10 protein-coding genes are annotated in these 12,267 nt (G+C 40.9%); 4 read left to right on the forward strand and 6 right to left on the reverse strand.

What is annotated here, in order from left to right:
• Positions 1–133 precede the first annotated feature (133 nt).
• Both H6G26_RS33165 and H6G26_RS33170 read left to right on the forward strand, forming a co-directional pair.
• Complete coding sequence (locus H6G26_RS33165; protein WP_199327201.1) at positions 134–2,566, forward strand: HsdR family type I site-specific deoxyribonuclease; 2,433 nt, start codon at positions 134–136, stop codon at positions 2,564–2,566.
• Positions 2,553–3,284, forward strand: coding sequence for a SprT family zinc-dependent metalloprotease (locus H6G26_RS33170; RefSeq protein ID WP_190735172.1), 732 nt, complete (start codon positions 2,553–2,555; stop codon positions 3,282–3,284). The genes H6G26_RS33165 and H6G26_RS33170 overlap by 14 nt, the downstream gene beginning before the upstream one ends.
• Positions 3,285–3,644: 360 nt before the next feature.
• Here H6G26_RS33170 and H6G26_RS33175 read toward each other — a convergent pair whose 3' ends face one another.
• From H6G26_RS33175 to H6G26_RS33200, 6 genes are all read right to left on the reverse strand, one after another.
• A complete protein-coding gene (locus H6G26_RS33175; protein ID WP_190735174.1) occupies positions 3,645–4,160 on the reverse strand; it encodes an SLATT domain-containing protein in 516 nt (171 codons plus the stop codon).
• Positions 4,161–4,639: 479 nt separating this feature from the next.
• On the reverse strand, positions 4,640–4,825 hold the full coding sequence (locus H6G26_RS33180; RefSeq protein ID WP_190735188.1) for a hypothetical protein: 186 nt from the start codon (positions 4,823–4,825) through the stop codon (positions 4,640–4,642).
• 288 nt (positions 4,826–5,113) lie between these two features.
• Positions 5,114–5,716 (reverse strand): tyrosine-type recombinase/integrase, encoded by a 603-nt coding sequence (locus H6G26_RS33185; RefSeq protein ID WP_190735176.1) that lies wholly within the window; start codon positions 5,714–5,716, stop codon positions 5,114–5,116.
• 672 nt (positions 5,717–6,388) lie between these two features.
• Complete coding sequence (locus H6G26_RS33190; protein ID WP_190735178.1) at positions 6,389–8,419, reverse strand: pentapeptide repeat-containing protein; 2,031 nt, start codon at positions 8,417–8,419, stop codon at positions 6,389–6,391.
• Positions 8,420–8,825: 406 nt separating this feature from the next.
• A complete protein-coding gene (locus H6G26_RS33195) occupies positions 8,826–10,346 on the reverse strand; it encodes a hypothetical protein (RefSeq protein ID WP_190735180.1) in 1,521 nt (506 codons plus the stop codon).
• 333 nt (positions 10,347–10,679) lie between these two features.
• Positions 10,680–10,949 carry a helix-turn-helix transcriptional regulator gene (locus tag H6G26_RS33200; RefSeq protein ID WP_242054043.1) on the reverse strand — a complete coding sequence of 90 codons (270 nt, stop codon included), beginning with the start codon at positions 10,947–10,949 and terminating at the stop codon, positions 10,680–10,682.
• An 80-nt stretch (positions 10,950–11,029) separates the two neighbouring features.
• On the opposite strand from H6G26_RS33200, the gene H6G26_RS33205 reads away from it, so the two are divergent.
• The gene (locus H6G26_RS33205) at positions 11,030–11,437 is read left to right on the forward strand and encodes a hypothetical protein (RefSeq protein WP_190735182.1); all 408 of its coding nucleotides are present in this window, start codon (positions 11,030–11,032) and stop codon (positions 11,435–11,437) included.
• Between the two features lie 9 nt (positions 11,438–11,446).
• A complete protein-coding gene (locus tag H6G26_RS33210; protein WP_190735184.1) occupies positions 11,447–12,205 on the forward strand; it encodes a hypothetical protein in 759 nt (252 codons plus the stop codon).
• Positions 12,206–12,267: the final 62 nt, after the last annotated feature.

Here is a 12,267-nt window from a genome sequence, read left to right on the forward strand (position 1 = left end):
TTGTAACTTACTAGCAGCAATTTATAACTATGAGTTAAATTTAGCAATTCCAAAATGCAAACCCTTGACTATAACATAAAAGTAATTTTGCAAGAGGTCTAATACTCCCCTCTCCCCAAATCAACAACAAAAATTGCTCTCATGGAGAGAACCTTGGCAACAACAAAAAATCCAAGAAATCTGGAATACCGGAGAGCGTCAAGTATCTGCTCAAGACCGTACCCTATACAGTCTTCTAACTCCCCAACGCTTACTAGAACTGATATTTGGTTACATCATCTTTGACAACGGCACAAAAAAGATTGCCCGTTACCAACAATACTTCGCCGTCAAAGCCACCGTTGAACAAGTAAAAAAAGTCCGGGGTGATTTATCTCGCCAAGGTGGAGTTATTTGGCACACCACTGGAAGCGGTAAATCGTTAACAATGGTGATGTTAGCCAAAGCCTTGGCATTAGAAAAAGCCATCCTCAACCCAAAAATTATTCTCGTCAACGACCGCATTGATTTAGACAAGCAACTGAAAAACACCTTCAAAAATTGTGGTGTCGATGTCATCCGGGCAAGTAATGGTAAACATCTCCTAGAATTAGTCAATGATTCTAAAGCCGAAATCATCACCACTGTTATAGATAAATTTGAGACGGTCGCCAGGGAAAAAGCCAAAAACGAAAGCCGCGACATTTTCGTACTGGTTGATGAGTCCCACAGGTCACAGTATGGAAAAACTCATGCCTTGATGAAAAACGTATTTTCTCATGCTTGCTATATTGGTTTTACCGGGACACCACTGTTAAAAAAAGAAAAAAACACAGCCCAAAAATTCGGCGGGTTTATTCACACTTACACCATGCCCAAAGCGGTAGCAGATAAAGCCGTAGTCCCCCTATTATATGAAGGGCGGGAGAGTGAATTTCAAAATACCCAAGCCGTTGATAAATGGTTTGAACGCATTACTAAAAAACTCAACGAGCAGCAAAAAGCTGACCTAAAACGTAAATTCAAAAGTGCTGAACCCCTCTATGAAGCCGAATCCCGCATGGCGGAAATTGCTTATGATATCAGTGAGCATTTCAATGAGCATTTTAAGGGAACAGGCTTAAAAGGACAGTTTGCTACATCAAGTAAACGCGCTGCCATTCAATACAAAAAGCTCCTTGATGGACTGGGTGAAGTCAGAGCCGAAGTGATTATCTCTCCACCAGATACCCGTGAAGACAATGAAAGTGTAGACGAAGCCAATATCTCCGAAGTCCAACGTTTCTGGAAAGACATGATGGCGCGGTACGGGACACCAGACACATACCAAGAAACATTAATCAAAAAGTTTATAGATGGGGATGGAGAAGATGACCCCGAAATTTTGATAGTTGTAGATAAACTATTAACTGGTTTTGATGCCCCCCGCAATGCTGTTCTCTATGTAGATAAACGATTAAAAGAACATAATATCCTCCAAGCCATTGCCCGTGTTAATCGCGTTTTTGAAGGTAAAAATCATGGACTGGTGATTGACTACCGGGGGATTTTTGGTGACATGAATGATGCCCTAGACCTCTACGCTAAATTAGAACAGGAAGGGTTTGACAGAGAAGATATTGTTGGTGCATTAGTGAATGTGCAGGTAGAAATTGACAAACTTCCTACCCATCACGCGGCTGTTTGGGATGTCTTCAAACAAGTCCTAAACCAGCGCGACACTGAGGCTATGCAGCAATGGCTTTATCCGCAAGATAGGCGGGATGCTTTCTATGAGGCGCTTAGAGATTTTACGAGAACCCTACAACTAGCGCTGAGTAATCCCCGTTTTCAAGAAACCACCCCAGAAGAGACTAAACAACGCTACACCCAAGACCTCAAATACTTCCTGAATCTACGGGCTGCTGTTAAACAACGCTATGCCGAAACTATAGATTATTCCACTTATGAAGCCCAAATTAGAAACATGGTATTAAAGCAAATTGGGGCGGAAGAAGTCAAAACAATTATTCAACCAGTAGATATTTTTGAATTAGACCGCTCTGAGGCAGAAATAAACAGCATTGAAGGAGAAGCAGCCAAAGCTGATGCCATCGCTGCACGGGTAAAAAAAGTCATTTCCGAGAAGATGGAAGAAGACCCAGTGTTATATCTGCGGTTGAGTGAACTAATTCAAGAAGCCATTAATGCCCACCGTGCCAAACGTCTTAGTGACTTGGAATACCTGAAGCTGATACAGGAACATCTAGAAACCACCCGGAATCGTGGTGTTAGCTCAGTTCCCCCAGCACTGCGACACAGAGAACAAGCTCGTGCGTACTACAATGTGTTAAAAGAAAAGCTAACTGGGAAAGTAGATAATTTAGAATTATTCACTAACCTAGCTATTGGCATAGACGACATTATCACTAATAATAAAGTCCGGGACTGGCACACCAACCAGGATATCCAAAACCGGATGCTGAATGAAATCGATGACCTAGTACATGAACTCAAGCCCAAATATGAGTTATTCATCCCTTGGGGAGAACTAGACGAAATCATTGGCAAAATCATTAACATTGCCAAACACTATGAAGTCAACTAAATCCCATAGCGTAGAGTACGGCAGTAGCACTATTTTGTTTGCGCTTGAATACAGCGATCGCAAAACTCTGGGCATTGAAGTCCACCCAGACAGTAGCGTTGTAGTTAAAGCCCCCCATAATTCACCCCTAGAAGCTATCCAGACTAGAGTTAGCAACCGTGCAAGATGGATAACCAAGCAGCAACGGCAATTTGCCCAATACGCCCCCACATTACCCGCCCAGGAATATGTTTCTGGAGAGGGGTATCGCTATCTGGGCAGACAATACCGCTTAAAAGTAATTGAAAGTAATCAAGAAACTGTGCGACTTTGGCACGGTAAATTAGAAGTTAGCACTCATAACCCCGAAAACAGCAAGCAGGTAGAGAATTTAGTAAATCGCTGGTACAGAGAACGCGCACAACAGATATATCTGGAACGTTACCAGCATTGCATCCGGCTAGTAGCCCAATATGGAATTCAACATGAGCGAGGGTTTGAGCTACGTACCATGCACAAACGCTGGGGAAGCTGTACCAGAGAAGGTAAAATCATGCTTAATCCCATGCTGGTCAGCGCTCCAAAAGATTGCATTGACTATGTGATTATACATGAACTGTGCCATATCCGTATTCATAATCATTCCCCAAGCTTTTACAAACTCTTAGAAACCATCATTCCCGACTGGCAAGATCGCAAAGATTACCTCAATACTCGCATTGAACTACGTTCCGTCTGAGAAATATGCAACTGAGCGATCGCTAATTCAGTGCTGCTCCTTCTCGCTCGATGTCGCTTAACTCCAATTTAACCTTACTTGAAGTTATGCTTTATTAGCCCATATACAGCATTACTTTTATAAGTGCAGATTATATCTCATAAACTGCTACATCAATTTGTTTGTAAAACTGCATGGTTTATACAATTAAATTAAACATTGAATCAGATCGATATAGAAGAAAGAAAGTCCTTCAGAGAGCTTAACAAAAAAATTATTTAGATAAAAGACAAAAAAAGCGATTAGAATAATTAGAAAATAAATAGGATAATCCCCTTATGTTGTTCACCTCTATAGCCCAGTTGCACCTCGTTATAATAATTATCCTGAATAGCTTTCCCAATTCTTTTTCATCCTTTCTTCTGTTACAAACCACCATGACCAACCAGGCAGTGGATAACTTTTTCTAGCTTTTCTATATTTATCTAACAATTCATCTAAAAGTTTTTCTATGTCTTCGTTAGGTTTTTCAATTTCAAAAGTAACGTTGACAAATCTCTCCAACTTAGTACTAATTGATTCAAATTCTGTTGCTGCGTCTAAATGAAATCTCTTTCTTTCGTCTGGATTTAAAAAAGTAATTAATGCTGTAAGAATCGCAACTGTAATAGATAGTAAGCTTATAATTATTTCTTTATTAGTAAACTTTTGAAATACTGAACCACTAGCAGTAACAGCAGCAATAACGGCATTGAATGTACCTAAAAAAAAGTGAATTTGACCATAGATAGACGATGTTATATAATGACCTAAAGTTAATTTTTTTGCTGATTTTACGTGCCTTTTAGCTTCTTCTATAAATAGTTGATTTTTTTGATAATTTGTGTTTTCAGACATAAAATTATTGATTAGTTCTCAAATAGCTAAGGTTGGGGTCAAATGAGCATCCGTTCATAAACTTATGCTAAAGGTGTAACCCTTACTGGATAAGCATTCTGAAAATAGATATTTTTCGCAATAGCTTAGTAAACTAAGTGATACTCAATAGCTAAAAAAGGTTAACTTCTTCTTAAGTAATGCAGCCAATCAAGCTTTTTTGCTTGTCAAACTTAAACTGAACTTTTTCTATATTTATATCAAATTTAATATTGGCTACAATAAAACTTTTACAAAAGTATAGGCAATTCTAGCAATCCGGAATGATTCATGAGAAAATATTGAGAGAAATAAAGGTAGCGTTTGCAAATAAGATGAGGATGTAGTCATGTGGATGCAATTATTAGAAGATTTTATCAAAAATAGTAAAGAACCGCGTGAAATCAAGCGGGATACAGCAGAAAAGATGCTGCTATGTGGGTAAGGATTCAGGCCTAAAGTTAAGGTATTAAAGATGGTGCTTGGTAATTTCCAAGTTGCCCTATAAAATTTTCAATTCCTTTCGCTGTTCTTCCTTCAAAACGCAACTCATCAAAACCATTTAGTATAAATAAATATCGAGTATTGCGATCGCTCAACCAATCATCACGATTAGTAAAGCTTTCTCTAAGGGGTGAAATGAGCATCCATTCCGAAACTTACGCTAAGGGCTTAATGACCTGTTTTCAACATCCTTTCTACCTGCGAGAAACCTGTACCAATTGAAGCCTCTGAAATTTAGATGTAGCGACCTGCAATACTAATCGCTCAAACCTGCAATCAATGTATTTTCAAACCAGGATTAAATGCAACTGAACCTGCAATCATCGGTTTGAGCCAGGATTAATTGCAACCATAAAAGTAAAATAATCGAACGTTTTCTTAACTGCCGCATTGGTAAGGCTTTCGGGACTTTCGCTGCCACGGTCAAAATTTTACAAATCACCCCAATCAAAATTCAGGAAGCGTCGAGCATTTAACTTTGTATATTTTTCAGTGTGTTTGATATCGCGGTGTCCCAGAAAGTCTTGGATTTCCCTAGTGTTATAACCCTGATTCACCAGATAGTACCCGCAGGCATGGCGCATCATGTGACAGTGAACTTTGATATCAAGCCCGGCCTGTGCCGCCAGCCGCCCAATCAACTTTCGCACCGCATCAGTGGACATTACTTCACCGCGTTCGGAAACGAAAATATATTTGCTATCAGGCAACATCTCTCTGAGTTCTTTGAGCAAAACTAATTCATCGTCTCTCAAGGGATGCACCCCTGAGTCACTGCCTTTTTCCCTGGTGATGAAAATCTGACGTTCGGCCCACATCAGTGCATCCCATCTTAAACCGCACTTAGCTCCTACAGCTTCCCCTACCCTCAGACCGTGGCGAAACATGAGCAGCATCAGTGTATAATCACGGTGAGCATAACGAGCTTTGCGTTCGAGCGCAGCATCGAGTAGTGATCGCACTTCACTTGGTGTAAGGTATTCTCTAGACCTGTAATGCTTGTTGGGTAGACGAGTTGGGGGTGGGGGCCTCATTTCCTGTTGCTGGTAGTGTCCGGTGTACGCGTCCTATTATGGACAGTCTACTACGCCACAAGCCCCATTCTCTCGTTGAGAGTCGCGCCACTCAAGAGTTATTGCAAACTATTATCAATTGATAAATACGTCCATCTTGGCTCAATGCCAAATAGTTAGTCTGCCATCGCGGTCATTGTCTAATCCATGACTGAAGATTAGCTGTATTTGGCGTCACCGTGCCAAAAGAGATAATTTATACGCTAAGGCTGAAACCAAGATTGGGCAAGCTTTTCAAGACGTGCTTTTTCCCATCATTTTTGTGAAATAACTATGGTTATGCTGCTAATTTTGATCAAGTTTGAACGAAAAATCGTCGTTTCAGACACTTGAAATTTTCTTAGCGTACAAAAAACCTTTTTTGGCACGGTGATGCCAGAAACTTACGCTAAGGACTTGATGACCTGTTTTTAACATTCTGGACACCTGTACCAGTTGAAGCCTTTGAAATTTAGGAGTTTCAAATCCTTGTTGTGCCGTACAAACAAGCTGTACCCAATAATCTATAGGTTAATTGGTACATCAAGAATTGCGAAAAATATCGAATTGCAGAATGCTTATCCAGTAATGGTTACAGCCTTAGCGTAACTTTCTGTACGATTGCTCATTTACCCCCTACTACCAACAAGTGAATTATTTTGCTTCCTGCCAACCTTCTATAGAAGCCATCATGATATTAACTAAAGGATGGTCAATTGCTTCTTTTAATGTTTCCTTCCCCCCAGACTTTAACGCCCCAATTACTCGCGCTTTCAAAGTTGGGTTTTTTTCAATTTCATCAATAGCCTTAGCTACAACTGTCATTTTTTCAAAGGTGGTTGTAGTAGGATTTGTTTGCTCTAGCTGCTGTAGGAGTTGCTGGATTTCTGCTGCGGCTTCCGCAAGATTTTGTCTCTGCTGTGGTGTGTAGTTATTGATGTTACCGCCTATTTGATGAGCATTAACTGAACCAGCATTAACTAAACCACCTGCAATTTGAGCATTACGTAAGTCGTTATTAAATTGTTGTTTAGAACCTTCTGACATTATCATATCTCCTTGAGTATAAAAATTAGGACGCTTTAGAGCCGTTTTTATCATATTTGTTAATTCACGAATCTGAGATTTTTGATTGGCTATTAATATTCTGAAATCATTCTCAGCTAATGCTTTAAGTTGATTGTAATTGATGAAATATTCTTTACTCAATTCAGATTTGTTAGCTGTTGCTGCGGTTTTAGCACGGAGCAGTATTTTATCCTCTCCCCGTCTTTCTATTGCTACAATTTCAAGTTCAGCGTTTGGATTGTTTTCAGCTAATTCTTTGAAAGCGACTGCAATAGCACGGGGGTCAACGCCTTGGTTATGATAAAGGTCGAGGGTATCAAAAATCGGTTTGATAAAATCTCCAAATTCCCCATCTGCAAATACCTCTTTATTATTGTCTGGTTTGCGTAGGGGGTCAGGGTTCTCTTTTGTAGGGAGTCGCATATAAACGTATTCACACCGTACCCCATTAAAGTTAGTATCACTAGTGATTCCCCAATCTTCAATATATGCTCCGGTGAGAGTTGCACCTGTAAAATCAGTCCCGTCTAATTGTGTTTGTACTAGTTTTGCTCTGGATAAATCAGCATCTTGCAAGTTAGCTTCACTTAAATTTGCACCGATGAAACTAGCATCTACTAGGTGAGTATTTTTAAAATTAACCCCTCGCAGGTCTATTCTGTCAAAATTTTTATCCTGTCCCTGTCCTGTAACCAGTACTTGACGCACCTCTGCAATTTGTAGATAGCTTGAACCAGGGCGAACACGGTCAAGCTTCTTGGCTTTGTGGAAGTAAGTACGAGTGAAAGTAGCTCTTCTGAAGTCAGTGCTTTTAAAACTTGCCTGAGTGAAATTAGCATCGGTTAAGTTAGCACCGCGAAAGCTCGTACCACCTGTGGCAGCAAAGGCAACTGCAAAAGAGCGAATCAAAGCATATTTTTCCTCTCCAGCCCAACCGCGCCATCCGATATATGCACTAGCTAAAATGTAGGCTCCAACGATGGCTCCAGCGAATGTGAAGCCTCTGACGACTCCCAATTCTTTGGATTCGGTGACGGCTCCTGCGAAGGTGAAGGCGACGGTGACGGCGACGGCGACGGCAACCGTGAAGATTCCGCCCCCCGCTCCGGCAACGGCAATGACTCCAACAAAGGCGAAGGCAAAGGCGAAGGCAAAGGCGAAGGCAAAGGCGAAGCCGAAGGCGAGGGCAATAGTGGCGGTTCCGGTGAAGGCGAGGGCGATGGTAACGGTGAAGGCGAGGACGAGGGAGATGGCGAAGGCGACGGCTACTAAACCTTTACGAAAAATAATGATAAAAAATACAGCAGACCCGATTAGGAAGATTATTCCAAGGGTGAAATCTTTTCCGTGAAGACCAATTAAAAGGTATATTACCAAACTACCTACTGCTATTGATAAAAATCCTAATAATCCTGCGAATAGCCACGAAACACAGACTAAAAAAATCGCCCACCGCTTTTGCAGTCCAGCTTTCGCATGGCTAAAATTCGCCCCTCTCAAATTAGCATTGGTAAAATCTGCACCTCTAATATCTGCACCGCTAAAATTTGCCCCTTCAAGGTTTTGACCTTTGAAGAAGCGCCCACGAAGATTTTGACCTGAGTAGTCTAGTGGCATAGCTGGGCAAGGGAGAAGACCGTAAACACATTTTTGCTACAAATTCTATCCTGCATTTTCCGGCTTTACGACGAAATTTTCCGCTACTAAGGCTGTGGATCGCAGGGTCTACAGTCTGGCAATGAAAATCAATCGGCACGAACGCGCCAAGGTTCTAACGCAGTCAGAAATAGGCATCACCGTGCCAAAAAAGGTTTTTTGTACGCTAAGAAAATTTCAAGTGTCTGAAACGACGATTTTTCGTTCAAACTTGATCAAAATTAGCAGCATAACCATAGTTATTTCACAAAAATGATGGGAAAAAGCACGTCTTGAAAAGCTTGCCCAATCTTGGTTTCAGCCTTAGCGTACAAATTATCTCTTTTGGCACGGTGACGCCAATATTCACGATATCGGGAAAGTTTACTCACTCCTTTAATTGCAACTCTGGGCCATTTTCACCCATCACTACGCCATCAGTTTTCTCGACCCAGCGCTTAATGCGATCACGCAGTGCCGGGGCATTTCTCCAGCTAGTTTGTTTAATTTGTAATACTCTCAGCAGTTCTTCATCCGCACTTATTTCCGGTTCAGGAACACTTGCAGCGATCGTAATAAACTCTTGCAATGGCTGAATAATTCCCGCATTCGCAGCACCATCAAAACTCATGCTCTGGGTGCAAGCCGGAGTTACGGAATTACTTGGTAATGCAACCTGCGCTCCTTTATCAACTAGCTCTTGAATATTAATCATTACCTGCCGGACATTTTCTTGATTAGCTTCTGGCATCGTTACAAAGCAGCTGGGCAGTATTGCCTTAATCCCGCTAGCCACCTGCTGATTACAGTTCTGCGCCACCTGCTGCATATACTCTAGAAACTCAGGAAATATTGCGACAGTTGTGCGATCGCAATCTTTGTAAAACTCAGAGTAAGCATTTGATTGGGCAGCCGCTTCCCATTTACCACCTTGGGGTTTGTACTTCTTATCTGCCCACCAATTCAAGAACACTGGGTAAGGGCGCTTAGGGGCAATTTCCCAAACTTGCTGCACTTGGTCTTTTACCTCTGGTGGTGAATCAGATTTCTTTTTAAAGCCCACTCCTGGCATGGAGTCCCATTTAGGCTCAGTAACTAAATTTTCAAAGTCCGGGGGTGCGGCGGAACATTTGCCTTCAAAACTGCCTGTGTGGTCAATGAGTGGCTTTTCTTCAAGATTTTTAACATAGTGCATATCTATGGGTGGTTCATCACTCCACGGGTCAAAATCAAGCCACTGGTCAAATTCTATATTTTCCTGATTTGTATCCTCAACCCTCTCTTTCTCAAATTTTTCCTTTTGAGTAGAAATAGAGTTTTCTATATATGTAGTAGGTAATTGCGATCGGAACTCCGCCTTGTTCTGATTAGAATCTCCCGTTGTTCCATTTAGAATTTCGGCACTGGATAAGGGTTTCCAGGTTTCATCAAATGGATTGTATCCCGTTAACTCGATTAGGCGTTCTAGGTTGAGCGTTATCCATGATTGGGTTTGATCCGGATGCCAAGCACCTGGAAGTTTGTTTATCAGATAGCTTCTTAGACTGGCGTAGTTACCCTTCTCAATTATTTTTAATGTCTCCAAATCCCGAATCATTTTCCCAAACTGCGACACACTAAGCGATGTGAACTGTGTTTTTGTCCAATTTTCATACGAGTTATAAATCCACTTACGGCCATCTTTGGTGGTCTGACCGCAGTTGGTCTGCATCCAAAAGGCTAATTGATTTATGAAAACTGTCGCTTCTCCGGGATGACGAATTTTCAGCTCCCTCATTGCTTGTGCTAATGGAGGTGTAAAAATTAACTTCCAATTTTTTGCTTGCTGGTTGGCTGTTTGTGACGTATCACTCGAATTCGACAATGATACGTTTTGAGGTGCTACACTAGCAGATGAATATTTATTCAATGTGTATCTCTTCCTTAGATATACTCCCGGTGGCTGGTGACACAGCACGACCGGGTTTAATTTTGGTTTCTTGACTTGCAGAACTAAACTTATCAGAATACCGGGGTTTTTTAACCAAAAATAATCTTGCAGATATATTTTAAACTCTAGAATAAAGGCACAGCAAGGGTCGCAGGTGTCGCAATTTAGAAAAACTTTATGCTTTTGGTGGGTGGCGACAAATATTTTGGTTATTTAAGCGCGATCGCAAGCCTAAAAGCCTTATCCTTGCGTGGTTAGCGGCAGCGATCGGACATTCGCCTTTCATTGCATATATGTTTCAAACATTTCAAATTAATCAAAAGTTACCCCCAAGTCGATTCCCAGCGTCGTCTCAATTTTCCTGATTGTAGCTTCGCTGACGCATGAATAAATTTCTTCATTCTCCAGGTGATACCAATAAGGGCGGGATACCCCAGAATCTCTACAAATCTGGACAAGTGAGCGTCTGTCGCTCTCCCTGGCATTCTTAATCCGTTCCCCCAAACCGGGGAATTCCCGAACTACCTCAACCGTTCTTTTTACTTGCACTTTGACCATATTAGTAAAAATTGCAAATCTCATTGTATTGTATTTTGTTCCTAATCACTTGTATTCTGTCTAGGAACAGAATACACTAAAATGCAGATGAAGTTCTAGAGCAGATGCAATCAACAGAGAATTATTACCGCCAAACTTATCAATCTGTAGCTGGTAAGGTCAGCGATCGCAGATGGAAAAGTTTAAGGAGTGAGTTAGAGCGATCGGGAATGATTATTACTGTTTCATCTTTGCAAATGTATGCAAGGTTCAAAACCCAGTTCCCGCGCACAGCAATCACCAAAAAAGCACTCAACGTCTATAACAAATTTCAGCAGGACTATTCTAATTATCCTGAGATTTCTGGAGAAAAACTATTAGAAGTTCTGCGGACAATCAAGCCAAATGTCAGTGACAGGATGTTGATTAATTCCTGGTACAAAGCCAATTTAGCGTTCAGTAAACAGGCAAATTACAGTTACTCAGATGCTTGCAAGGTTGTGTTTTTCACTGCTATCACTCGTAATAAATAGGAGTTACACATGAAAGAACTCAAGAATAAGATAGACTCAATTCGCCGTGCTTTAAAGGCTAAAAGCATTGTTGTACCCAGTGCAGAAGTTGAAAGCAAGATACTAGAGCTTTGTCCGAAATTCCCTGATGATTGGTGTTCTGATATTCGCACTGAGATAATCAAAGCACTGATAAATGATAATCAGAGCAGTGATATAGCACCAGTTCAAGTTACAGAAAGCATTTTGGTAGATACTACTGAATCAGAAGCTCCTAAAGAGATTAATTATAACGATGAGATTTTTCAAGAAATCGCACCTTTGGAATCTGTAGAAAATGAATTATGTAAACAAATAGAAGAGGAAGACGGAAACCAAGTAAACAGTGCGTTTACAGATGTAGACAATACGCCTTTAGATACTGCTCAAGCTAGTGAATTAACAACCGTTGAGGATAAATCTGAATTGGTTGCTACTACTGCTAAGAGCATGGGCATTGAGTTGCATCTGAGTGAAATACAAAATATTGCTTCTAACGTGGAGTATTCAGGTGATTCTCTGGACGAATCTATTGATGATATTAGGACTGCTATTACTACTTTTGTAGAGTATAAGGCGAAAAATAACCAACAGAAAATTAATGACATGATTAGTGAGGTCAGGGCAACGGTCAGCCAGCGTAATCAGGAAACATCTCGGTGGTTGAATAATGGCTTGAGTCAAATAGCTAGTGATATAAAACAAGGTAAACCCGGATTTCTCACAAACTCAGAAAAAAGCGGAGCTTAAAACTGCTAAAATGTATATATGACAAGCATTTCAGCAGTTTTAACCCATGAATCGACCCGCAA

The organism is Nostoc sp. FACHB-888 (assembly GCF_014696655.1).
Taxonomy (GTDB): domain Bacteria; phylum Cyanobacteriota; class Cyanobacteriia; order Cyanobacteriales; family Nostocaceae; genus Nostoc.

Coding starts and splice junctions, on each gene's coding strand:
- H6G26_RS33210 (WP_190735184.1), top strand. CDS start 11,447: ATGAAAGAACTCAAGAATAAGATAGACTCAATTCGCCGTGCTTTAAAG.
- H6G26_RS33175 (WP_190735174.1), bottom strand. CDS start 4,160: ATGTCTGAAAACACAAATTATCAAAAAAATCAACTATTTATAGAAGAA.
- H6G26_RS33180 (WP_190735188.1), bottom strand. CDS start 4,825: ATGCTCATTTCACCCCTTAGAGAAAGCTTTACTAATCGTGATGATTGG.
- H6G26_RS33205 (WP_190735182.1), top strand. CDS start 11,030: ATGCAATCAACAGAGAATTATTACCGCCAAACTTATCAATCTGTAGCT.
- H6G26_RS33200 (WP_242054043.1), bottom strand. CDS start 10,949: ATGAGATTTGCAATTTTTACTAATATGGTCAAAGTGCAAGTAAAAAGA.
- H6G26_RS33185 (WP_190735176.1), bottom strand. CDS start 5,716: ATGAGGCCCCCACCCCCAACTCGTCTACCCAACAAGCATTACAGGTCT.
- H6G26_RS33190 (WP_190735178.1), bottom strand. CDS start 8,419: ATGCCACTAGACTACTCAGGTCAAAATCTTCGTGGGCGCTTCTTCAAA.
- H6G26_RS33170 (WP_190735172.1), top strand. CDS start 2,553: ATGAAGTCAACTAAATCCCATAGCGTAGAGTACGGCAGTAGCACTATT.